Source organism: Litchfieldella xinjiangensis (assembly GCF_000759345.1).
In the GTDB taxonomy this organism is placed as follows: domain Bacteria; phylum Pseudomonadota; class Gammaproteobacteria; order Pseudomonadales; family Halomonadaceae; genus Litchfieldella_A; species Litchfieldella_A xinjiangensis.
Window position 1 is genome coordinate 343,407 of the sequence record NZ_JPZL01000003.1, and the last position, 21,843, is coordinate 365,249.

The window sequence follows — 21,843 nt, forward strand, 5'->3', positions numbered from 1 at the left end:
GAGCTCCGATGTCCCGCGACATCCTGACACGACCCGCCCCGATCGGCCTCGATGAGTATCGCGACCGCCGTCGCGCCCTGATGGCCGCCCTTCCCCCCGCCAGTGCCGTGCTAGTGCCTGCAGCGGGGCTGGTCACGCGCTCGCGCGATAGCGACCACCCATTCCGTCAGAACAGCGATTTTCACTATCTCACCGGCTTTCCCGAGCCGGAGGCGTTGCTGCTCCTGTTGCCGGGCCGTGAGGAGGGCGAGGCGATCCTGTTCTGCCAGGACAAGGATCCTACCCTCGAAGCCTGGACGGGCATTCGCGTGGGTGCTGCCGGTGTCGTGTCCCGATTCGGCATTGATCAAGCGTTTGAGAATGCTGAGCGCGAGGCGCGTCTGCCCGACCTGCTGGAGGGGCGTGAGGCGCTCTTTCTCCCGCTTGACGATGCCCCAGCCATGGCACTGGCCAGGCAGGTACGCGATAGCCTCATGGCGCGTCGGCGTCATGGGGTGGTGGCCCCTTCACGCTTTTGCGACGTCAGCGAGCTCATGCACGAACAACGCCTGATCAAGAGCGAGGCGGAACTGGCCCTGATGCGTCACGCCGCAGAGGTTTCGGCGCGTGCGCATTGCCGTGCCATGCAAGCGACCCAGGTCGGTCTCAGCGAATATCACCTGCAGGCGGAGCTCGAGCACGAATTCATCTGGCACGGCGGCAGTGGCCCGGCCTATGCCACGATTGTCGGCAGCGGGGCCAACGCCTGCGTACTGCACTACATCGAGAATCGCGATCCGCTACGCGACGGCGAGCTGGTGCTGATCGACGCTGGCGCCGAGTTCGACCTGTATGCCGGGGATATCACGCGCACCTTTCCGGTCAATGGCCGCTTCAGCGATGCTCAGCGGGCGCTCTATGAGGTTGTGCTCGCCGCCCAGGAACGCGCCGTGGCTGCCGTGACACCCGGCGCCACCTTGACCGAGATACATGACGGCGTGGTTCGCGACCTGACACGCGGCTTGCTCGAGCTGGGGTTGCTGGAGGGCGATCTGGAAACGTGCATCGAGGAAGGCCGTTATCGTCGTTTCTACCTGCACTCCACGTCTCACTGGCTGGGTCTCGATGTCCACGATGTCGGCGACTACCGCGTGGCCGGTGCCCCGCGTGGCTTGACACCCGGCATGGTGGTCACCGTCGAGCCCGGGCTCTACGTACCCGATGAGGACGATATTCCTGCGGCCTGGCGCGGGGTGGGCATCCGCATCGAGGACGATGTTGTTGTGACACCGACAGGCAACGAGGTACTCACGCAAGGGGTCCCCAAACGGATCGAGGATATTCAAGCCCTGATGCGCAAGAACTGATCGCAATGCAAAAAGCCAAGCCAGTGGATTACGTAATTACGTAACTCTATGCGTAGTACACTACCAATCGGTTTGCGCTGTCCGGGTCAATGGCAGAGACCGACCATAGGAGACGCCGAGTCATATGCAGCAGGTAGATATCGCCATCATCGGAGGCGGGCTCGTGGGGGCGAGCCTGGCCGCGGCCTTGGCGCCGACGATCCAGGCGCATGGACTGAAAGTGGCCGTCATCGAGGCGGCGCCCTTGCCCTCGGCGCTGAACAGCGACGCCTACCAGCCCAGCTTCGACGCCCGCGCCAGTGCCATCGCCCGTGGCTCGCGCCAGCATTTCGAGACGCTCGGGCTATGGGATGCGCTCTCGCGGGAGGCCGAACCGATCGGCCGCATCCATGTCAGCGAGCGTGGTCGCATGGGCGTCACCCGGCTCGATGCCGGAGAGCTGCATGTCGATGCGCTGGGCTACGTGATTCCCAATGCCTGGTTGGGGCAGGTGCTGCATCAGCGACTGGCGACGTTGCCATTGACCTGGCACTGTCCGGCCAAGGTCGAGAACATCGCAGTCACTGCCCAAGGGCATCGTTTGAGTCTTTCCGATGGCAGCCAACTGGAGGCTGGCTTGACGGTGCTGGCCGATGGAGGACGCTCGGGACTCAAGGAGCGCCTGGGCATAGCCAGTCGCGAAGCAGCCTATGACCAGGTGGCCCTGATTGCCAACGTGGCGGTCAGCCGCCCTCACCAGGGCGTGGCGTACGAACGCTTCACCGATGACGGGCCCATTGCGCTGCTGCCCCTGGCCGGCCAGCGCATGGCGCTGATCTGGATCCATGAGCTGGGGCGTGAACAATCCCGGTTGGCCCTGAGCGATGGGGATTTTCTTGCCGAACTGCAGCGTGCCTTCGGTGAGCGCGCGGGGCGCTTCCGTCAGGTAGGGACCCGCCACGCCTACCCACTCACGCTGGTTACCGCCAATGAGCCGGTGCGGCCGGGCCTCGCGGTGCTGGGCAACGCTGCCCATGCCTTGCATCCCGTGGCGGGGCAGGGCTTCAACCTGGCCCTGCGCGGGGTCATGGATCTCGTCGCCGCCCTGGAGTCCGGCCTGGCACGCCAAGCCGCGCCGGGGAGCATGGAGATCCTGGCTGACTTCGAGCGTCGCCGTGCTGCGGATCGGCACAACGTCATCCGCTTCAGCGACGGGTTGATCCGGCTATTTGGCATCGACCATCCCCTGCTGTCCCATGCCCGGGCCGCAGGACTGGTCGCGACCAACCTGATCGGGCCGCTGCGCCGTACCCTGGCACGTCGCGCCATGGGCACCGAGCGATGAAATGCGGGTAGCATTCCATGAATCGACACGAGGTCGCGAGCGCGTCACGCTCCGACGATAAAACGCGGACAAGGAGAGACCATGCAGGCCGAAGTGATCGTCGTAGGCGGTGGAATGGTAGGCGCGACACTGGCGGCCCTGTTGGGCGAGGCCGGGATCGCGGTCCAGGTTCTGGATGCCCGCCCCGGGCCCGTCGACCGCCAGGCAGGAACCGGGCGTCCGGCGCTACGCGTGAGTGCCGTGACCGAGGTATCACGCCGGCTGTTCGTCGGGCTGGGTGCGTGGCCGGCCATGCAGGCGCGCCGAGTTACGCCTTACACCGGCATGCATGTCTGGGAGCAGCAGGGCAGCGGTGAGATTCGTTTCGATGCCGAGCAGGCCGGCGTGGCCACGCTGGGGCATATCGTCGAGAACGAGGTGATCCTGGCGGCGCTGGAGGAACGTCTGGAAAGACTGCCCACGGTCGAGATGCGTTATGGTTGCCGCGTCGAATCCCTGGGCGCGTGGCAGAGCGAAATGCGTCAGCTGACGTTGAATAACGGGGAGACGCTTTCCGCCCCGTTGATCGTGGCGGCCGATGGGGCACGCTCACGGCTGCGCGAGCTGGCGGGTATCACGGCTGACGCCCATGATACGGGCCACCATGCGCTGGTGACGACGGTTCGACTCGAGCGGCCGCATGGCGGGGTGGCGCGCCAGGTCTTTCTGCCCGAAGGGCCGCTCGCCTTTCTGCCATTGACGCTCGATGACGATCCCCATCACTGCTCGATCGTCTGGTCCACCTCACCCCAGCACGTCGAACGCCTGCGATCGTTGACACCTGATGCGCTGGGGGCCGAGATGGCCACGGCCTTCGATCACCGCCTGGGCCAGGTCGAGGTGATCGACGAAACCGCGAGCTTTCCCTTGGCCCAGCGCCATGCTTCGCGCTACGTCATGCCCGGATTGGCACTGATCGGCGATGCGGCCCACAGCATCCACCCCCTGGCAGGCCAGGGGGTCAATCTGGGCTTGATGGATGCGGCGGTGCTGGCCGAAGAGTTGGTGAGCGCTCGTTCACGTGGGGCGTCATTGGGTGACGAGCGCATCCTTTCGCGGTACGCCCGGCGGCGGCGAGGGGATAACGCCGCGATGCTGACCATGATGGATGGTTTCCGCCTGCTGTTCGGCAGTGCGAATCCCATGCTGACCCTGGCAAGAAACCTGGGTCTGGCGGGGGTCGATCGCCTGACGCCATTGAAGCGCGTGTTGATTCGCCAGGCGATCGGTGAGCGGGGACACCTGCCCCGCCGATGCCGTTGATCTGCTACTCGCGTTAATTTGCCGAGGACGCGCGCTCGCGCGTGCCGAGTACGTTCAGCGCCTTGAGCAGATTGAGTGCCTCGCCAAGCTGGTAATCCTCACGCAGGCGGGGCGAGCCCTCACGCTGGGTACGCGTTTCGCCATTGCCTTGCAGGTGCCCCTCGAGGTCGGATTCGCGCAGCGGCACTGCGCTGCCCTCGGCGATCTCCAGTCGGCCACGCACCACCTCGACATCCGGCTCGATGCCTTGGGCCTGGATCGAACGGCCGTTGGGCGTGAAGTAGAGGGCGGTAGTCAGCTTGAGCCCGTCGCCGTTACCCAGCGGCATGACCTGCTGTACCGAGCCCTTGCCGAAACTGTCGGTGCCCATGACCACCGCGCGGCGTTGATCTTGGAGCGCACCGGCGACGATCTCTGCCGCCGAGGCGCTACCGCCGTTAATGAGTACCACCATCGCGACGTCGGGTGCAGTGGTTTCGGCATTGGCCGAGAAGCGCATGTCGCTGTCGCCCAGTCGGCCTTCGGTATAGACGATCAGGCCCTCGTCGAGGAATGCGTCAGCCACTTCGACAGCCGATTGCAGTACACCGCCGGGGTTGTTACGCAGGTCGAGCACCAGCCCTTCGAGGGGCGCCTCCTGCGCCATGCGCGTCAACGCGTTGCGCACCTGCTCGCCGGTACGGCTCTGGAATTGGCTGATGCGCAGATAACCGTAGCCCGGTTCAAGCAATTCGCTCTTCACGCTCTCGGTACGGATGATCTCGCGGGTCAGCGTGACAGTGCGCGGTGCGGCCTCGCCGCTGCGCAGGATGGTGATCTCCACCTCGCTGCCAGGCTCGCCGCGCATCAGCGTGACGGCTTCCTGCAGCGACAACCCGTCGGTGGCGGTGCCGTCTACGCGCAGGATGATATCGCGGGACTGCAGCCCCGCCCGTGCCGCGGGTGTGTCGTCGATGGGCGAGATGACGGTCAGTTGCCCATCCTCCATGCCGACCTCGATACCGATGCCGCCGAATTGCCCTTCGGTGGATTCGCGCAGGCTATCGAACTCTTCGCGGTCCAGATACGCCGAGTGCGGATCGAGTTCCCCAAGCATGCCGCGCATCGCATTCCGCAGCAGGGTGCTGTCATCGACCTCTTCGACATAGGCACGCTTGATACGCTCGAAGACCTCGACGAAGGTCTGGATGTCCTCGATCGGCAGGTCGTCGGCTGGCTGTGGCGAGGTCTGGGCCTGGACGGGCAGCGCCAGTAGCGCCACAGGCAAGAGCCGGGCCAGGAAATGCTGAAAAGCGGTGACGGACATGCGGACTCCGGTCGAAAGGCACAAGATGAATGCTCCAGCATAGCCGCTGGGCGGGGCGTTGATCCATAGTCGAAGTCGAGGTGCGCTGTGACTCAGCGCCTTGCCATCCAGCGCTGCGGATCGATGGGGTCGCCATCGCGACGGACTTCGAAGTACAGCGCGGCGCGCTCGCGCCCGCCACTCACACCGACGGCACCGAGCGTATCGCCGCGCTCAACCGCTTCGCCAGGGCCCACCGAAAAGTGCTGCAGGTGGGCATGCAGCGTCATGATGCCGTCGCCATGATCGAGGATCAGCAGGTTGCCAAAGCCCCGCATCCAGTCGGCAAACACCACGCGCCCGGCATGAATTGCGCTGACTGGGCTGCCTTCGGCGGCAACGAACACGATGCCGTTACGGTTTACGCCGTCACCGCTTCCGAAGGTGGTATCGACACGACCCTGCACCGGCCAGGGCAGGTCGCCCTGGGTACCGGCAATGGCGGTGGATGGCGGCGGGGTCTTGAGGCGTGCCAGCTCTTCCTGAACCTGACGCAGCACGCGCTCGGCATGGGCGCGATCCTGGTTGAGGGCCTCAAGGCGGGACTGTTCGGTGGCGTAGCGGCTCTCGAGGTCGGCCATCAATGCCTGGCGCGTCGCAACCTGGGACGAGAGCTCACGACCCCGCTGCGCAAGTTCCTCCTGCAATGCGTCGAGCCGTGTCGACCGCTCGTCCAGCGCCCGGCGGTTCTCGGCCAGGCGGGCGTCCAGCGCGGCGAGCTCGTCGAGACGCGCATTGCGTGCTTGGGACAGGTGGTTGAGGTAGGTCTGGAGGCGATCCAGGCGCGCCGGATCGTCCTGGTTGAGCAGTAACTTGAGCTGGGGCGATAGACCCAGGCGGTACAAGGCGTCGAGCTGGGTTTCGATCGCCTCGACCTGCTCCCGGCGCTCCGCCTCGAGCTCGCGACGTGACGCCTCGAGGTCTACGATCTCGTCATCGAGTCGCCGCCGCTCGTCCTGGAGCGTATCAAGACGCCGGTGGGTCTCGCCCAGCGCCGTCTCGACGTCGCGCAGTGCCTGCTCGGCATCGTCACGGGCATCGCGGGCCACATCCAGGCGCTTGGAGACGGACTGGATCTCGCTACCGATGGCATCCAGGCGCTCCCGAGCCTCTCGTTCGCTGGGCGCTGCCCACACCGGCGAGGCCAGCACCGATGATGCCAGCATCGCCACCACTCCGACTGCCGCTACCCGCCACAGCGCTGTTCCCAAGATGACCGCTCCATCACGCTGCCCGGCGTTGCGGGACGAGTTGCTAAATGTCAGCTGAATTCGATCAACGGTCGGCCGGTCATTTCGCTCGGCACGCGCTCATCCATCATGGCCAGCAGCGTCGGCGCCAGATCGCACAAGCGGCCATCGTCCGCCAGTCTCGCCTGACGTTTGCCGACATACACTAGCGGCACCTCGAAGGTGGTGTGTGCGGTCTGCGGATTGCCGGTCTCGGGGTGGACCATCTGTTCGGCATTACCGTGGTCGGCGGTCACCAGGCATTCGCCCCCGGCGCGTTCGATGGCCTCGACCACACGGCCCAAGCACTTATCGACGGCTTCGATGGCCTTCACCGCCGCCTCGAAGACGCCGGTATGGCCGACCATGTCGCCATTGGCGTAATTGCAGATGATCAAGTCGTACTTGCCGGCATCAATCGCCTCGACCAGCGTATCGGTCAGCTCGTACGCGCTCATCTCGGGCTTCTCGTCATAGGTCTTGACGTCCTTGGGCGAGGGAATCAGGGCGCGATCCTCACCCTTGAACTCATCCTCCCGACCGCCGGAAAAGAAGAAGGTGACGTGCGCGTACTTTTCGGTCTCGGCGATGCGCAGCTGGGTCTTGCCGCGGCGCTCAATGACCTCGCCCAGGGTATTCTGCAGGTCCGCTGGCGGGAAAGCGGCCGGCGCCGGGATATTTGCGGCGTACTGGGTCAGCATGACCAGGCCGTCGGCGGCAAGCGAGGGGCGTGCCTGGCGCTCGAAGCCCGTGAAATCGTCCACGACGAAGGCGCGAGTCAGTTCGCGGGCGCGGTCGGCACGGAAATTGAGGAACAGGGCGGCGTCACCGTCCTGCATGGTCACGGCCTGGCCGGCAGGGCGGACACTGGTGGCGGCGACGAACTCATCGGTCTCGCCACGCTCGTAGGCGGCGGTCAGGCCGTCCACGGCGTTCTTCACCACGTGCTCGCCTTCCCCCTGGGTGGCCAGGCGGTAGGCCTTCTCGACCCGTTCCCAGCGATTGTCGCGGTCCATGGCGTAGTAGCGGCCGATGATCGAGGCCACGAAGCCGTTCTCCTTGCCCACCAGCTCGGCGAGCTTGGCGTCGGCTCGTTCGATCGAGGCCTGGGCACTCTTGGGGGCCGTGTCGCGGCCATCGAGAAAGGCGTGCAGGTAGATTCGCTTGGCGCCCCGCGCGGCAGCCAGTTCGGCTACGGCCAGCAGGTGGTCCTCATGGCTGTGCACGCCGCCGGGCGACAACAGGCCCAGGAGGTGCACGGCGCGATCCGCTGCCACGGCGGCATCGATGGGGGCGGTCAGTATCTGGTTGTCCGCGAGTTCGTTGTCCTCGATGGCCTTGGTGATGCGCGTGAAGTCCTGATAGACGATGCGCCCGGCCCCGAGGTTCATATGCCCGACCTCGGAATTGCCCATCTGGCCCTCGGGCAAACCGACGTGCTTGCCGTCGGTATGGATCAGGCTGTGCGGGAAATCGCGCTTGAGGCGATCCATCACCGGTGTGTGTGCGGCGGCGACGGCGTTGGCCTCCAGATTTTCGTTATGGCCGTAACCATCGAGAATGATCAGGGCCACTGGGCGCGGGACGGAATGTTGGGCATCGGACATCGGTTGGCCTCTTCGTTAAGCGTCGACGGGGTAAGCATCCCGTTCAACGGGGCGGATCGCGACTCACGGCTCGATGGAGCCATCATAGCGTACGGGGGCGCCGGGGTCAGCCGGGGCACCCGCGGCAGGATTCGAGACGGACTAAAGAAAAATCGGCACAGGTCGATAGCTATAAAGGCTAACGCGCCAGAGGAGAAACCAACCATGTCCGAAGTTCATCGTTATTGGCACGAGACAGCGACAAAAAGCGTCGATGCGCAGGCACTGATCCTGGCCTGGCTGGAGCGTGGGGCACAGCGCCATTAATTGGCGAACCTCTACGATTGTACCTGTGTCATGTATAAACATAGGCCCTGCGACGATCGCAGGGCTTTTTGTTGGGGTTTTAAAACCTGAGCGTTACGCCAGGCCGTAGGGATCGCTCAGGGCCGCCTGGCCGACGCCCAGGAGTTCCAGCCCGCCTTGGGTGACGAAGTCGTCGACCTGGGCCGCCGTCTGGTCGGCGCCGCCCACCCAATCGCCGCCGACCTCGGCAATGCGGAATGCATCGGCACCCTGCTCGATACCGGCGGCCGGATCGGCATCGCTGATGACGAAAAGATCGCCGTCGTCGTCCTCGAAGAGCAATGCGTCCCAGGTATCGCCGTTATCGTTGATCAACGCGACATCGAAATCGAAGCTACCCTCGAAACCGTCGCCTTCCTCCGCCCAACGGCTATCCCCGATTTCGCGGCTGAAAAAGCTCGCCGCCGACGTACGGGTCTGAAGTGAGTTGAGCGTGACGCTGCCATCGGCATCGATGGCGACGTGCCCGTAGCTGCTTTCGTGTTGCAAGCGATTGCCGGTCAGCACGATGCTATCCTCGGTCACGATCTGGCTACTGCCCATGACGGAGATCGATGAGTTCTCCATCGAAAAGCCGTCGATCCGGCCTTCGGCCACCACGTCGCGCATGTTCAGGGTGTCGTTTCCCGTTTCTCCCGCATTGATATCGATGGCGGCGAGGTTCTCGTTCGTCCCGACCCGGAAGAGGCGAATCTGGTCGTCCCCGTCTCCCCCGGTGAAGCTCAGGTCCCGCCCTGTCACGTCGATCCTGTTGCCACCGGCCTGCGAGCCGATAATGTCGACGCTGCCGTGCGACGTGTTGGCCGGTGCATCAATGCTCAATTCGAGGGCCGCGATGATGGGGGGATCGAAGCTGGGGGTGTCCTCGCCCCGCAACTGACCGGCATCGATGGTGATGTGTTGGACTTCGCTACCCACATCACTGAGCTCCACACTGCCGGCGCCTTGGAAACTGGCATCCTCGAGGCTGGGCAGCTCGATGGAGCGGGTGCGGACATAGCCTTGAGTCACGATATCGAGCTGTGCCAATGCGCTCAGGTCAGAGGGGGACGTCAGCATCAGAGGCGAGCCGGTATCGATCGTGAGACGTTCGAGTCTCATCGCATCCAGTGCCAAGACATGGCCATAGAAGTCGTCATCGACTTCACCGAGACGCAGGGTGGCTTCGCTCAGGTTGTCGCCCCGGACCGCTGCGTTAGGTGACAGCAGCCCCTCGGCATCGACCTCGAGCTGCGTGGCCGCGTTGGCGTTGATCGTACCGCCGAAGCCGGTCCCCGCGGCGACATCCAGGGCCACTCGGTCGGTGTTCGAGAACGTGTACGTGCCGGTGGGACTGTATCCCTGCGTCCCGGTGTCGTCCGACAAACGCGTGCGTATGTCGACGTGCCCCTGGCCATCGAAGCTGAACGCGCCGGTGTAGTCCTCCTTCATCGCATCGGCACTCAGGGTCAGGGTCAGCGCCGTATCGCCCTGATCCGTCATCGTGATATCCCCATCGCTCTCATCCAGCGTGAGTGTTTCTCGAGCCGGCTCGTCGGGTGTTTCGTCGCGTGGAAACCAGCGGTCTATGACGCGTTGGAGCGCGTTCGCGGCGGAAGGGGGCAGCCAGCCGACAAGCGCGGCGAGGAGTGCATGAACAGGGGCCTGAAGAAAGCCGGGCATGGGCGATACTCCATTATCGAGCCTGACGCAGCGGGGTATCTATCGGTGTAGTTGCGATGGGGGGATAGGGCAAGTGCCACTTCCCTTCCTTCCGTTAGCAGGCGAAGATCGTTTCTCGTCTCGCACGCTGGCGCCGACCAAAATTCAACGTCTCGAGTGATCCCCTCCATGGCCGACCTCGATTGGTATCAGTACCTTTTAATAGGATTGATCTTCGCCTGGAGCGGGTTCGTACGTACCAGCCTGGGGTTTGGCGGGGCGGTACTGGCCCTGCCGTTCCTGCTGCTGGTGTCCAATGAGCCGTTGGTGTTCCTGCCGATCATTGCCGTGCAGTTGTTGATCTTTTCGAGTTGGATCGCCTGGCAGGGCCACCGTGAGATCAAGGCCGAGGGGCGGCAGGGCGAGAGCAATATCGACTGGGCGTACCTGATCGATGCGCTCAAGATCATGATCGTGCCCAAGCTGATCGGCGTGGTCGGGCTGCTCACGCTGCCGGCACGCACCATGACCACGATCATCTTCGTCATCGTGCTGGTCTATGCGGTGAGCTATGTGCTGAACCGGCCATTTCGCAGCCAGAACAAGTACGTGGATTACGTGCTGCTGGGCCTGGGGGGCTATGTCAGTGGCACCTCGTTGATCGGGGCGCCGCTGATCGTGGCGGTCTTCGCCTCGCATGTGGCCAAGCATCAGCTACGCGATACCCTGTTCGTGCTGTGGTTCATCCTGGTGGTGATCAAGATGGTGTCGTTCATCATTGCCGGGGTGGACCTACAACTGGAGCATCATCTGTGGCTCCTGCCGTGCGCCTTCGTCGGCCACCTGCTCGGCGAGCGGGTCCACCGCTACATGATGGCCGGTAACACGGCGTTGTTCTTCCGTGTCCTCGGCGGGGTGCTGATCGCGGTCAGCCTGGTGGGGTTGGTGAGCCAGCCGGGTTAACGCGGGTCAGCCGCTTTCCGAGGCAATCCAGCCCGCCGCTTTTTCGGCAATCATCAACGTGGGGGAGTTGGTGTTGCCACGGGTAATGGTGGGCATGACCCCGGCATCGACCACTCTCAACCCGTCCACGCCGCGCACACGCAGGTGGGAATCGACGACGGCCAGCGGATCGTCGGCGCGTCCCATTCGGGTCGTTCCCGCCGGATGGAAAATGGTCGTGGCGATGTCGCCTGCCAGGCGGGTGAGTTCCTCGTCGCTCTGGTACTGCATCCCGGGTTTCACTTCCTCGGGTCGATAGCGGGCGAAGGCGGGCTGCGCCACGATGCGGCGTGTGACTCTCAGCGAATCGGCCGCCACCTTGCGATCCTCTTCCGTGCTCAGGTAATTGGGCGAGATACACGGCGCTTCGCGCGGGTCGCGACTCTTGATTCGCACATGGCCGCGGCTGGTGGGGCTGAGGTTGCAGACGCTGGCGGTAATGGCCGGGTAGTCATGAAGCGGTTGGCCGAACGCCTCCAGGCTAAGGGGCTGTACGTGGTACTGGATGTTCGGTTCGGCATGCTCCGGCGAGCTGCGTGTGAACGCCCCGAGCTGAGACGGGGCCATGCTCATCGGCCCGGAGCGCGTCAACAGATACTCCAGGCCGATGAGTCCCTTGCCCCAGAGCGTGCTGGCCAAGGTATTCAGCGTCTTGCCCCCCGTCACGCGATAGACCGAGCGAATCTGTAGATGGTCCTGCAGGTTCTCGCCCACCCCCGGCAAGTCATGAACCACGGGAATGCCATGCTTGTGCAGCAGCGCCGCCGGCCCGATACCGGAGAGTTGCAGCAACTGGGGAGAGCCGATGGCCCCCGAGCACAGAATGACCTCGCGCCGTGCTCTGACACGGCTCACCGTGCCCTGGCGTTCCACCTGCACCCCGGTGCAGCGAGGTGTGCCGTGCGCTCCTGTTTCGAATTCGAGCTTGTGTGCCAGGGTCGAATGCCACAACGTGAAGTTGTCGCGTCTCTCGCAGGCAGGGCGCAGAAACGCCTTGGCGGTATTCCAGCGCCAGCCGGCGCGTTGGTTGACCTCGAAATAGCCGACGCCTTCGTTGTTGCCGCGGTTGAAGTCATCGGTCTTGGGAATGCCGGCCTGCTCGGCGGCATCGGCAAAGTCGTCCAGAATCTGCCAGCGGTGGCGCTGTTTCTCGACCCGCCACTCGCCGCCGTGGCCGTGAAAGTCGCGATGCTGGGCATCGGCATTACCCCCAGCATCCAGGCGGTAGTGATCCTCGTGCCTGGTGAAGTCGGCCAGGCAATTCTCCCACCGCCAGGCGTCGTCGCCGGTGACCTCGGCCCAATGATCGTAATCGCGGGCCTGGCCGCGCATGTAGATCATGCCGTTGATGCTCGAGCAGCCGCCAAGGGTCTTGCCGCGCGGGTAGAGCAGCGAGCGACCGTTGAGGCCAGCATCCGGTTCGGTACGAAACAGCCAGTCGGTGCGCGGATTATTGATGCAGTAGAGGTAGCCGACCGGTATGTGAATCCAGTGGTAATTGTCGCGCCCGCCCGCCTCGATCAGGAGGACCCGATTATTGGGGTCGGCACTGAGGCGGTTGGCCAGCAAGCACCCGGCGGTGCCCGCGCCAACGACGATATAATCGAACTCAAACGATGATGGTGTGGTCATGGCGTGCTCCGTAAAGGGCATCGTTATTGTTATTTGTTCGATATCAACACTATCGAACAGGGTGCCCTCTATCCAGAGCCTGAGCCGCGGTAAGAGTCAAAAAACGGTGATCAGGTCGCAGCCGGCATGCTTCGATTGGTACATACTCTTGTCGGCGGCTTCGACCAACGCCTCGACGTTATCGAATCCACTGCCGGGCTCGAGTGCCGCAATACCGTAGGAGGCGGTGACATGCAGCGGGGTATCCATGGCGTAGGCCAGCGGGGCGGCCCCGACCAGGCTGCGCAAGCCTTCGGCAAACTGCATGGCCTTGTCGCTGCCATGCCCGGGCAACAACACGACGAACTCCTCTCCACCAAAACGTCCGGCGTAAAAACCGTACTCTTCCACCCGTTGACGCAGCAACTTGGCAAACGCCACGAGAACCTCATCGCCGATGCCATGGCCGAAATCGTCATTGATCCGCTTGAAACGATCCAGGTCGATGAAGATGACCCCGAATGGTTGCCCCGAGCGCTGGTGCTCGGCGAACAACCCGTTCAGGGTCGATTCGAGGTAGGACCGGTTATAGAGCTTGGTCAGTGAGTCGAGGCGAGCCTGTTGGTTGAGCTGCTCCTGCTCGCGACGCAGGGCTTCGATTTCCTGCTGCTTCTGGAGCAGGTCCTGCTGCAGGCGGGCATTGCGTTCCGCCAAGAGCATCTTGGCCTCGAACATCAACTGGTCGGCATCGAGGCGTTCCGGTACGGCGATGTTATAGAGCGATGCCACGGCCGGGAGTTGCTCCTGGAGCGACACGATGCGGTTGACCATCTCGCTTGCCTCCAGGCCGAAGTACTTCGCCACTTGTGTCATGGCGCCGCCCATCGAGGCTTCGCCATGCAGCCACGCATCGGCCAGCATGCCCGAGGCGATCAGGCACTTCTGGGCCTGCTGTTCTGGCTCGACGGCCTGAAGTGCGTCGTGGCTATGGGCTATCCATTGTGCGGTCCGCTCGGACAGTTGCCATTCGCGGGCCAGCCAGGCACCCACTTCGGCGTGGTCGGTCGCATAGGTGGTCTGCTCCAGAGCCACCAGCGCTTCATGGTTTGGCGCCTTTTCCAACAGTGGCTGGTAGCGCGCTTCGTCCACGGCATGCAGGGCCAGCATGCCGATATCCTGCAACAGCGAGGCCGTGAACAGCGCGCCACTGTCGACATGCAGATCGAGGGAATCGGCCAAAGAGCGAGCACTCAATGCGCAAAGCAGCGAGCGTTGCCAGTAGCGTTCGAGGTTGAGGCCTTGGGTGGCATCGGTCCCGGTGGCCGAGACCAGGCTGCAGCCCAATGCCAGCGACAGGGTACGTTCCATGCCGATGCGGTTGACGGCTTGTTGCAGCTCCTCGACCGGCCGCTGCGAAGCGTAGAAAACCGTATTGGCGAGCGAGAGCAGGCGCACGGAGAGTGCGGGATCGCTGCTGATGGTCGTGATCAGCTGATTGAGGTTGACGTCGGGGTCACGGGCAAGCTCGATGACGCGCAAGACGACGCTGGGCAGCGAAGGCAGTTGGGTACAGCGTTCCAGAGACTGGCGAAGCTCGTTGGGTAACAAGAGGGTTCTCCTTCTCCCTACGCCGACGAGAACGTTCTCGGTGGGCAGGACTTAGTGAAGCGAGTCAACCCGCGGTGCTGCCATCCTTGGTCTCATGACACTGCCGGGTACGCTCCGAGCCAGGGGGCAGAGTGCGCCGACCGAGTATAGCACCCCCCTTGTGAATAAGGCGCCCTGGTTCTCAATCAAGCGTTCGACTTTCGGCGGGGGCACGTTATTCGCTAGAACCAGAAGCCGCCGTGGCTGCCCGAGGCGGCCCCGGCCACCGTGACCAGACTGATCGTCAGAAGGAACCAGTGCAGCCCCTGAACCAGACGGAACGTCGATTCGGGGGCGCGCCGGGCACGTTCACGAAACCAGCGATGCAGAAACAGCGGTTCGAGGACGAACAGCATGATCGTGAAGATCAGCCACACCGCGATCATGGCGTGAACCCACCAGAACTCCGCCAGTAGCAGGCGCTGCCAGCCCAGGATATGCAGTAGATAGAAGCCACTGATACCGGCCAGCAGCGTCGTGATACGTGACTGCATCGCGAAACGCGATTCGACCCGTTCGAAGAAATCGACTCGCTCCTCGGCATTCTTGAAGCGTTTGACGGCAGGCAGCAGCACGGTGGTGACCATGGCGACACCGCCGATCCACAGCACGACGGCAAGAACATGGACCACGCGGGCCAGGAAATAGTCTTCCATTGGGTTAGCTTCCTTGTCTCCAGGCACGTTCTCGCTGTCTCAGGAGGCAGCCACTGCATCCTGAGGCAATTGCAGCAGCCGGATCAACTCGGGGGCGCGGGGGCCGAGAATATCCTCGAGCGTGTAGCGATCCAGTACCTGAAAGAAGGCTTCGAGCGCCTCGTCGAGAATCGACATCAAGCGGCAGGCGGGCGTGATGATGCAGCGATTGTGATCGCTGAAGCACTCGACCAGGGCCAGGTCGCGCTCAGTATCGCGCACCAGCCTGCCCAGGCCGATCTCGCGCGCTGGACGGCTCAGCAGCAGGCCCCCGTTCTTGCCGCGGATAGCCGTCAGATAGCCCTTCTGGCTGAGCTGATGCACAACTTTCATCAAGTGGTTGCGCGAGATATCGAAGCGTTCGGCGATTTCATGGATCGTCGAACGTTCTTCGCCCTTGAGGGCCACGAAGATCAGGACGCGGAGTGAGTAGTCGGTGTAGCGCGTAATATGCATGAAACGGGCTCCGCTAGCCGTCGGTAAGGGGAGGGCGGCCGGGGTCAGGGCGGGTGGCGACGAAGCCGCCGACGACCAGGAACAGCATCGCGGTAATCATCAATACCTGCCAGGGAGAGCCGGCCAGCCATAGCATGGCCCAGCTGGTCGCCAGCAAGACCACCGCCAGCCACCGCGCCCGCCGGGGTACGGCACGTTCCTGTTGCCAGGCGTTGAGCAGCGGCCCGAAGCGCGGATGCTGCCACAACCAGCGGGCCAGGCGCGGCGAGCCCTTGGGCGCGGCCCATGCAGCCAGCAGCAGGAAGGGGGTGGTGGGCAGCCCCGGCAGGACGACGCCGGCCGCTCCCAGACCGATACAGCCGACAGCCAGCACATGATAAAGGCGCGATGAGAGGGAACGTGATGGTGGCATGGGAAGCCCCTCGGGTCGCATCATAAGATGCATGGTTAATGTATATTCTAGGCCTGGCCAGCGGGACGCTCAAGCTTGATAGGGTGTCGGCGACGGGTTTCGCTCTATGCCTTGACCTATGCCACGCTGACCGGAAATCGATCCGCCACGAGGAGACGCCATGGCCATTGCCACCTACACCGACCTGCTGGACGAAGCACATCGCCAACCCGAGCCGCAGCGCTTGCTGTTCGTTTTCACCCGGGCCGAGCTGCCCGATCATCCCGACCCCGAGCAGCAGGCTCGTTTCGAGCGCGGCGAAGGGGGTGTGCTAACGCCCGTGCTGTGTGTCGACAAGCGCCCCGATGAGTTGAGTGACATGCAGGCCCTGGTCGAGGAATCCCGAAATACCGGCATCGACTGGGATATCGTCTTCGTGGCTGCCCTGGCCGGCGACGGCAAGCAGCCGCCCAGTAGCGAAGAGGCCGAGCGGCCGTTGCAGCGCATGGTCGAGTCATTGCAGATGGGCTCGATCGAGCAATTCCTGGCGTTTGATCGCCAGGGTGAGGCCGTGTCCTTTCACTGACGCGACCGAGGCAGGAACGACAACGGCCCCTGGTAATCGCCAGGGGCCGTTGTTCCGTACAGTGCCAATCAAGTGATCAGGCGGAAATTTCGCCCTCCTGTTTGCCCTCCTGATCCATGACCGGCAGCACAGCGCGGCCCGGCAGCAGCAGAGCGGAGACCACCTGCCAGGTAACCGCCAGGGCGCCTATGATGAAGACCACGTCACCCACGGTGCGGAACCAGCGCAGGTTCACGAGCAACCCTTGCTGCATGAAGCCCTCGCTGCGGGCGTACCACAGCCCTTCGCTGGCGCTGGCCACGAACTGGATCACGCCGATCGGCAGCAGGCTGGTGAACAGCATCAGTACCAGGCCGGCATTGAGCCACCAGAAGCCGACTTTCATCAGACGCTCATTGAACACCAGGTCGGGCTTGAGGTAGCGCAGGACCATCAGCACGAAGCCCAGTGCCAGGAAGCCATAGACCCCGAACAGTGCCGCATGGGCGTGGGTCGGCGTGGTGTTGAGACCCTGGATGTAGTACAGCGCGATCGGCGGGTTGATCATGAAGCCGAGCACCCCGGCGCCGAGCATGTTCCAGAAGGCCACGCCGACGAAGAAGATCAGCGGCCACTTGAGGTTTTCCATCCACGGCGCACGCTTCTTGAGGCTCCAGTTCTCCCAGGCTTCGTAGCCAAGCACGACCAGCGGCACCACTTCCAGGGCGCTGAAGGTGGCACCGACGGCCATGACCGGGGTAGTGGTGCCTGAGAAATAGAGGTGGTGGAAGGTACCGGGAATGCCGCCGAGCATGAACAGCGAGGCGGACGCCAGGCTGGCGCTGGTGGCCACGGTGCGAGAGACCAGACCCATGTTGTAGAAGATGAAGGCCAAGGCAGTGGTGGCGAAGACTTCGAAGAACCCTTCGACCCACAGGTGAACGATCCACCACCGCCAGTACTCCATGACGGACAGGTGAGTGCGCTCGCCGTAGAAGAAGCCGGCACCGTAGAACAGGCCGATGCAGACCACCGAGGCGGTGAACAGGGCCAGCAGGTTCTTGTCACCGGGCTTGAACAGGGCAGGCACGATACCGCGCAGCATCAGCGCCAGCCAGAACACGATGCCCAGAAACTTGCCGATCTGCCACAGACGGCCCAGGTCGACGTATTCATAACCCTGATGGCCCAGCCAGAAGTTCAGGTGAGCGGGCATGATCTGGTTGATGGCCAGGTAGTTACCGGCGAAGGAGCCAACCACCACGGCGACCAGCGCCCAGAACAGGATATCCACACCCAGTTTCTGATACTTGGGGTCCTTGCCCCCGTTGATGATCGGTGCCAGGAACAGGCCGGCAGCGAGGAAGCCGGTAGCGATCCAGAACAGCGCGCTCTGGATGTGCCAGGTGCGCAGCAATGAGTAGGGGAACCAGCGGGACAGCTCGATACCGTAGAACGTTTGGCCTTCGACTGTGTAATGGGCTGTTGCGCCGCCCAGGAAGACCTGGAAGGTGAACAGGCCGACGACCAGCAGCAGATACTTGCCCAGCGCCTTCTGTGAGGCAGTCATTGGCAGACGGCTCAGCGGATCCTGCAAAGGCGCTTCGGTCTCTTCCTCTTCCTTGCGCAGGAAGGCCCAGGCCCAGACCAGCAGACCCACGCCGCCGATCAGCAATACCACGCTGACGATCGACCAGATGATGTTCTCGGCAGTCGGCGTGTTGTCGATCAGCGGCTCGTGCGGCCAGTTGTTGGTATAGGTCGCATGGCTATCGGGGCGCTCGGTAGCCGCGGCCCAGGCAGTCCAGAAGAAGAACTCGGTCAGCTGCGCGCGGCGTTCTGCGTTGGGCAGCGTGTCCTCTTTCATGGCATAGCTTTCGCGGGTCGGCTGCAGCTCGGGCGAGCCGCCGAACAGGCGATCGTAGTAGTCGGCGGTGGCGGCGATGGCCTGGGCGCGACGCTCGGAGATCAACAGACGGTCAGTGTCGGCATCGTAGCCATTGGTACGGTACTCGTGCTTCAAACGATACTCGAGCAGATTGCGTTGCTCGTCATCGAGATCGAGCCAGTGCTGACCGAACTCCTCTTCGGCAGCGATTTCCAGCCAGTTGACCAGCTCGCGATGCAGCCAGTCGGCGGTCCAATCAGGTGCCTGGTAGGCGCCATGGCCCCAGATCGAGCCGAGCTGCATGCCACCCACCGATTGCCAGGCGGTCTGGCCGTCGAGAATCCGCTCCTTGCCGCTCAACACCTCACCCTGCTCGGTCACCACCTGTGCGGGGATCGGGGGTGCCTGACGATAGACTTCCGTGCCGAAGTAGCCCAGCACGCCGAACGCAATGGCCATGACAGCAATTAGCGTCCACCAGAGACGACGATATTCACCCATGTTGCACCTCCACGGCGTCCGGCGCCGCACTGATTCCAAATAGCACGTTGTTCTCCAGATGGATGTGCTCCATCAGGTCTTCACGCAGTTCACGAAGTCCCGCAAACAGGGCGCGCCAGGTATTGCAGGCACCCTTGGGCGGGGTCATGTCGTTGGTGAGTGTCATGAGCGCCTCCAGGGCGTCGCCGTGGTCGTCGTGCTCATGACGCATGACAGCTATAGGCCCTTGGGCGGGCCCGAACAGGCCTCGACGCAGCATGGGGAAGAGCACCTGCTCCTCCTTCTGCATGTGGCTTTCGAGTTCCTGGCGCATGGTCTCCAGGTGGTCGGCCAGGCCGTGCGGGCAGGTCGGGCGCTCGCCATGCACGAGCTCGACGCGCCGGGCCAGGCGGGTAAGCTCGGGAAGCTGCTGGCGATGCACCTGGTGGTATCGGGTCAGAATGTGGTCGATCAGCTCGCTGGGGCTGGCCAGGCGCCAGTCGCGGTTATCTGCGGTCTGGGCGGGCAGGGTGGCCAGCGCCTCGAGCAGTTGAGCGGCGACGGGGTCATCTTCGGCGATGGCACGTTGGGCGAGGGATTCACGCAGGGTTGCGCGGCCCCCGCAGCAAAAATCGATACCGTGGGCATGGAACAGGCGCGTGGCGCCGGGAAGATCCCGGGCGAGGCGTCCCACGGGGTGGTCGAGTAGGGTCATGGTGTGCTCCTGATCAAGCGGGTCGCTTTATATAGAGCAACTACCGTGCCAACTTTTTAAGCCATTGTTTTTATGGATTAGTTAAGGAAGGGTGGTAAATAGTACCCGTGCGAGTTAGGGTAAACGCAACCGCGATAGGGTAGATTTGACCATGCTTTACGACACCTTGCTTGCCGACCTCACCGCCGACCTGCCCAGCGCCGTGCGCCTGCAGCGTCTGGTTCAGACGCTTCGCGAATATTTTCAGTGCGGCGCCGTCGGGCTATTACGCCTGCGTGAGGACGTCCTGGTTCCCGAAGCCATGGTAGGCCTGTCTCGTGAGGCGATGGGGCGTCGCTTCGTGGTGGCCCAGCACCCTCGCTTGGCGGCGATCCTGGCCAGCCGCGAAACGGTGGCCTTTCCTCCCGATTCGCCCCTGCCCGATCCCTATGACGGGCTGGTCGAGCATCACGTCGGCGAATCCCTGCACGTCCATGACTGCATGGGCATCAGCCTGCACGTGCAGGGGGATACGTGGGGGGTGCTCACGCTCGACGCACTGACCCCCGGTGTCTTCGACCAGCAGTCACGCGATGACCTGCAGCGCTTCACCCTGTTGGCAGAGGCGGCGGTGCGCATGACGCGTCTCGAGCAGGAGATACGCGGGCTGAGGGTCGTGCGCCAGGATGCGGCCACTCCGGCCCGGCCGCGGGAGGAGGGCGAGATCCTTGGCCAGAGCGCATCGCTCAAGCGCTTGCTCGAGGAGTTGGATGTCGTCGCCGATTCCGACCTGCCGATCCTGCTCAGCGGCGAGACGGGCGTCGGCAAGGAGCTGTTTGCACGGCATCTCCAGCAGCGCTCGCCCCGCCGCGACAAGCCCATGATTCATGTCAATTGCGCGGCGCTGCCGGAGTCGCTGGCCGAAAGCGAGCTGTTTGGTCATGTGAAGGGGGCATTCTCGGGAGCGGAATCGGCACGGCCCGGGCGCTTCGAGGCCGCCGATGGCGGCACGCTGTTCCTGGATGAGGTGGGCGAGCTACCGCTGTCGATACAGGCCAAGCTGCTGCGCGCATTGCAGAACGGCGAGGTGCAGCGCCTGGGCGAGGACACGCCGCGCCGGGTCGACGTGCGTATCATCGCCGCCACCAACCGCCGCCTGCGTGACAGTGTGCGTGAAGGCTCGTTTCGCGCCGACCTGTACCATCGCCTCTCGGTCTACCCGGTGCGCATTCCGCCGCTGCGCGATCGCGATGCCGATGTGCTGGTGCTGGCGGGCCACTTCCTCGAGCTCAACCGCGCCCGGCTCGGGGTGCGCAGCCTGCGTCTATCGGCGGATGCCGAGCAGGCGCTATGCGCCTATCCGTGGCCGGGAAACGTCCGCGAACTGGAACACGTAATCAGCCGGGCGGCGATCAAGGCCCTGGGGCGCGGGGCGGATCGTGGCGACATCATCACGCTCGAGGCGGCCTTGCTGGATCTTTCGCGGGATAGCCTGTCATCTACCGACACGGGCGAGCCGCAGGCGCCGTCAACGGTAGTTACGGGCGCCTCCGAGCCCGTGCTGGAGCCCTTGCACGATAGTGTCGAGCGCGTGCAGCGCCAGGCCATCGAACGGGCCCTGGCCCATGCCGACGGCAAGTGGGCGGCGGCGGCGCGCCTGCTGGCGCTCGACCCGAGCAATCTTCACAAGCTTGCCCGGCGCCTGGGGCTCAAGTAGCCCGTCACTGCTGCGCATGGCCGTGGCCATGCGCGGTACCGGAAGGCGGGTCGGCGCGGCCCAGCTCGCCCAGCAGGGCAAGATCGATCTCCTCGTACGCCAGTACGTTGCCGCCGTGGCTGTCGCGAAATGCCTCGGCCTGTTCGTGCTCGCCGAACGAGGCCAGGGTATGGCCCATGCCCCCGCGACGATCGTGGCCGACCACATACCAGGCCTCACTGGCGAGGATGAACGCCTCGTCGTCCGGTGACGCCCAGGTGGTCTTGCCGACATCGTGAACATAGGCGTGGCTCAGTTGAGTCTCGTTCTCGGGCTGGCGCAGGAAGACGAACATGTCCAGCGTCGAGCAGAACTTTCTCGGCGTGCCCTGGCGCTCAAGGAAGACCTGCCCCTTGGGGCCGGGGAACGCCTCGATCACCATGCCGCAGACATGACAGACCTCGCCGTCTGCGATGGGCTCGGCGGCGGCCAGTGCGGCGGGCTCCGACGCCCCGCTGCATCCCCCCAGCAGGGACAGCGAGACGAGTAGTGCGGGAAGTAAGCGATGGGTCATGGCAG

Annotated in this window: 18 protein-coding genes; 6 read left to right on the top strand and 12 right to left on the bottom strand. The window is 63.9% G+C overall.

The window, feature by feature from the left end:
• Nucleotides 1-8: 8 nt before the first annotated feature.
• The 3 genes from pepP (at nucleotide 9) to JH15_RS13850 (ending at nucleotide 3,972) form a co-directional block, all read left to right on the top strand.
• Nucleotides 9-1,346, top strand: coding sequence for a Xaa-Pro aminopeptidase (gene pepP / locus JH15_RS13840; protein ID WP_043531328.1), 1,338 nt, complete (start codon nucleotides 9-11; stop codon nucleotides 1,344-1,346).
• Between the two features lie 124 nt (nucleotides 1,347-1,470).
• Nucleotides 1,471-2,670: a 2-octaprenyl-6-methoxyphenyl hydroxylase gene (gene ubiH / locus JH15_RS13845; protein ID WP_043531331.1), complete on the top strand. Its 1,200-nt coding sequence runs from the start codon at nucleotides 1,471-1,473 to the stop codon at nucleotides 2,668-2,670.
• 81 nt (nucleotides 2,671-2,751) lie between these two features.
• The gene (locus tag JH15_RS13850) at nucleotides 2,752-3,972 is read left to right on the top strand and encodes a UbiH/UbiF/VisC/COQ6 family ubiquinone biosynthesis hydroxylase (protein ID WP_052384126.1); all 1,221 of its coding nucleotides are present in this window, start codon (nucleotides 2,752-2,754) and stop codon (nucleotides 3,970-3,972) included.
• A gap of 13 nt (nucleotides 3,973-3,985) precedes the next feature.
• Here JH15_RS13850 and JH15_RS13855 read toward each other — a convergent pair whose 3' ends face one another.
• From JH15_RS13855 to JH15_RS13870, 4 genes are all read right to left on the bottom strand, one after another.
• The gene (locus tag JH15_RS13855) at nucleotides 3,986-5,278 is read right to left on the bottom strand and encodes a S41 family peptidase (protein ID WP_043531335.1); all 1,293 of its coding nucleotides are present in this window, start codon (nucleotides 5,276-5,278) and stop codon (nucleotides 3,986-3,988) included.
• 92 nt (nucleotides 5,279-5,370) lie between these two features.
• Nucleotides 5,371-6,528: a murein hydrolase activator EnvC family protein gene (locus JH15_RS13860; RefSeq protein WP_231566444.1), complete on the bottom strand. Its 1,158-nt coding sequence runs from the start codon at nucleotides 6,526-6,528 to the stop codon at nucleotides 5,371-5,373.
• A gap of 50 nt (nucleotides 6,529-6,578) precedes the next feature.
• Nucleotides 6,579-8,153: a 2,3-bisphosphoglycerate-independent phosphoglycerate mutase gene (gpmI, locus tag JH15_RS13865; protein ID WP_043531339.1), complete on the bottom strand. Its 1,575-nt coding sequence runs from the start codon at nucleotides 8,151-8,153 to the stop codon at nucleotides 6,579-6,581.
• A gap of 399 nt (nucleotides 8,154-8,552) precedes the next feature.
• On the bottom strand, nucleotides 8,553-10,160 hold the full coding sequence (locus JH15_RS13870; RefSeq protein ID WP_043531341.1) for a hypothetical protein: 1,608 nt from the start codon (nucleotides 10,158-10,160) through the stop codon (nucleotides 8,553-8,555).
• Between the two features lie 168 nt (nucleotides 10,161-10,328).
• Between JH15_RS13870 and JH15_RS13875 the strand changes: the two genes are divergently transcribed.
• Nucleotides 10,329-11,102, top strand: a complete 774-nt coding sequence (locus tag JH15_RS13875; protein ID WP_043531343.1) for a sulfite exporter TauE/SafE family protein — start codon at nucleotides 10,329-10,331, stop codon at nucleotides 11,100-11,102.
• A 6-nt stretch (nucleotides 11,103-11,108) separates the two neighbouring features.
• Here JH15_RS13875 and JH15_RS13880 read toward each other — a convergent pair whose 3' ends face one another.
• From JH15_RS13880 to JH15_RS13900, 5 genes are all read right to left on the bottom strand, one after another.
• Nucleotides 11,109-12,773, bottom strand: a complete 1,665-nt coding sequence (locus JH15_RS13880; protein ID WP_043531345.1) for a GMC family oxidoreductase — start codon at nucleotides 12,771-12,773, stop codon at nucleotides 11,109-11,111.
• A gap of 96 nt (nucleotides 12,774-12,869) precedes the next feature.
• Complete coding sequence (locus JH15_RS13885) at nucleotides 12,870-14,360, bottom strand: sensor domain-containing diguanylate cyclase (RefSeq protein ID WP_043531347.1); 1,491 nt, start codon at nucleotides 14,358-14,360, stop codon at nucleotides 12,870-12,872.
• A 221-nt stretch (nucleotides 14,361-14,581) separates the two neighbouring features.
• Complete coding sequence (locus tag JH15_RS13890; protein ID WP_043531348.1) at nucleotides 14,582-15,055, bottom strand: hypothetical protein; 474 nt, start codon at nucleotides 15,053-15,055, stop codon at nucleotides 14,582-14,584.
• A gap of 39 nt (nucleotides 15,056-15,094) precedes the next feature.
• Nucleotides 15,095-15,550: an Rrf2 family transcriptional regulator gene (locus tag JH15_RS13895; RefSeq protein WP_043531349.1), complete on the bottom strand. Its 456-nt coding sequence runs from the start codon at nucleotides 15,548-15,550 to the stop codon at nucleotides 15,095-15,097.
• Between the two features lie 13 nt (nucleotides 15,551-15,563).
• Complete coding sequence (locus JH15_RS13900) at nucleotides 15,564-15,962, bottom strand: YbaN family protein (protein WP_043531713.1); 399 nt, start codon at nucleotides 15,960-15,962, stop codon at nucleotides 15,564-15,566.
• A gap of 160 nt (nucleotides 15,963-16,122) precedes the next feature.
• Between JH15_RS13900 and JH15_RS13905 the strand changes: the two genes are divergently transcribed.
• Nucleotides 16,123-16,527, top strand: a complete 405-nt coding sequence (locus JH15_RS13905; RefSeq protein WP_043531350.1) for a hypothetical protein — start codon at nucleotides 16,123-16,125, stop codon at nucleotides 16,525-16,527.
• Nucleotides 16,528-16,603: 76 nt separating this feature from the next.
• Here the strand turns inward: JH15_RS13905 and JH15_RS13910 are convergent, their stop codons facing one another.
• Nucleotides 16,604-18,895: a nitric-oxide reductase large subunit gene (locus tag JH15_RS13910; RefSeq protein WP_043531351.1), complete on the bottom strand. Its 2,292-nt coding sequence runs from the start codon at nucleotides 18,893-18,895 to the stop codon at nucleotides 16,604-16,606.
• Nucleotides 18,888-19,589, bottom strand: coding sequence for an iron-sulfur cluster repair protein YtfE (gene ytfE, locus JH15_RS13915; protein WP_043531352.1), 702 nt, complete (start codon nucleotides 19,587-19,589; stop codon nucleotides 18,888-18,890). The genes JH15_RS13910 and ytfE overlap by 8 nt, the downstream gene beginning before the upstream one ends.
• Nucleotides 19,590-19,740: 151 nt before the next feature.
• On the opposite strand from ytfE, the gene norR reads away from it, so the two are divergent.
• Nucleotides 19,741-21,285 carry a nitric oxide reductase transcriptional regulator NorR gene (norR, locus tag JH15_RS13920; protein ID WP_043531353.1) on the top strand — a complete coding sequence of 515 codons (1,545 nt, stop codon included), beginning with the start codon at nucleotides 19,741-19,743 and terminating at the stop codon, nucleotides 21,283-21,285.
• 4 nt (nucleotides 21,286-21,289) lie between these two features.
• On the opposite strand, the gene JH15_RS13925 is transcribed toward norR, so the two are convergent.
• Nucleotides 21,290-21,838 (bottom strand): nitrous oxide reductase accessory protein NosL, encoded by a 549-nt coding sequence (locus tag JH15_RS13925; RefSeq protein ID WP_043531354.1) that lies wholly within the window; start codon nucleotides 21,836-21,838, stop codon nucleotides 21,290-21,292.
• Nucleotides 21,839-21,843 lie beyond the last annotated feature (5 nt).

Coding starts and splice junctions, on each gene's coding strand:
- ubiH (WP_043531331.1), top strand. CDS start 1,471: ATGCAGCAGGTAGATATCGCCATCATCGGAGGCGGGCTCGTGGGGGCG.
- JH15_RS13895 (WP_043531349.1), bottom strand. CDS start 15,550: ATGCATATTACGCGCTACACCGACTACTCACTCCGCGTCCTGATCTTC.
- JH15_RS13890 (WP_043531348.1), bottom strand. CDS start 15,055: ATGGAAGACTATTTCCTGGCCCGCGTGGTCCATGTTCTTGCCGTCGTG.
- JH15_RS13850 (WP_052384126.1), top strand. CDS start 2,752: ATGCAGGCCGAAGTGATCGTCGTAGGCGGTGGAATGGTAGGCGCGACA.
- JH15_RS13880 (WP_043531345.1), bottom strand. CDS start 12,773: ATGACCACACCATCATCGTTTGAGTTCGATTATATCGTCGTTGGCGCG.
- pepP (WP_043531328.1), top strand. CDS start 9: ATGTCCCGCGACATCCTGACACGACCCGCCCCGATCGGCCTCGATGAG.
- JH15_RS13855 (WP_043531335.1), bottom strand. CDS start 5,278: ATGTCCGTCACCGCTTTTCAGCATTTCCTGGCCCGGCTCTTGCCTGTG.
- JH15_RS13910 (WP_043531351.1), bottom strand. CDS start 18,895: ATGGGTGAATATCGTCGTCTCTGGTGGACGCTAATTGCTGTCATGGCC.
- gpmI (WP_043531339.1), bottom strand. CDS start 8,153: ATGTCCGATGCCCAACATTCCGTCCCGCGCCCAGTGGCCCTGATCATT.
- ytfE (WP_043531352.1), bottom strand. CDS start 19,589: ATGACCCTACTCGACCACCCCGTGGGACGCCTCGCCCGGGATCTTCCC.
- JH15_RS13905 (WP_043531350.1), top strand. CDS start 16,123: ATGGCCATTGCCACCTACACCGACCTGCTGGACGAAGCACATCGCCAA.
- norR (WP_043531353.1), top strand. CDS start 19,741: ATGCTTTACGACACCTTGCTTGCCGACCTCACCGCCGACCTGCCCAGC.
- JH15_RS13900 (WP_043531713.1), bottom strand. CDS start 15,962: ATGCCACCATCACGTTCCCTCTCATCGCGCCTTTATCATGTGCTGGCT.
- JH15_RS13875 (WP_043531343.1), top strand. CDS start 10,329: ATGGCCGACCTCGATTGGTATCAGTACCTTTTAATAGGATTGATCTTC.
- JH15_RS13870 (WP_043531341.1), bottom strand. CDS start 10,160: ATGCCCGGCTTTCTTCAGGCCCCTGTTCATGCACTCCTCGCCGCGCTT.
- JH15_RS13925 (WP_043531354.1), bottom strand. CDS start 21,838: ATGACCCATCGCTTACTTCCCGCACTACTCGTCTCGCTGTCCCTGCTG.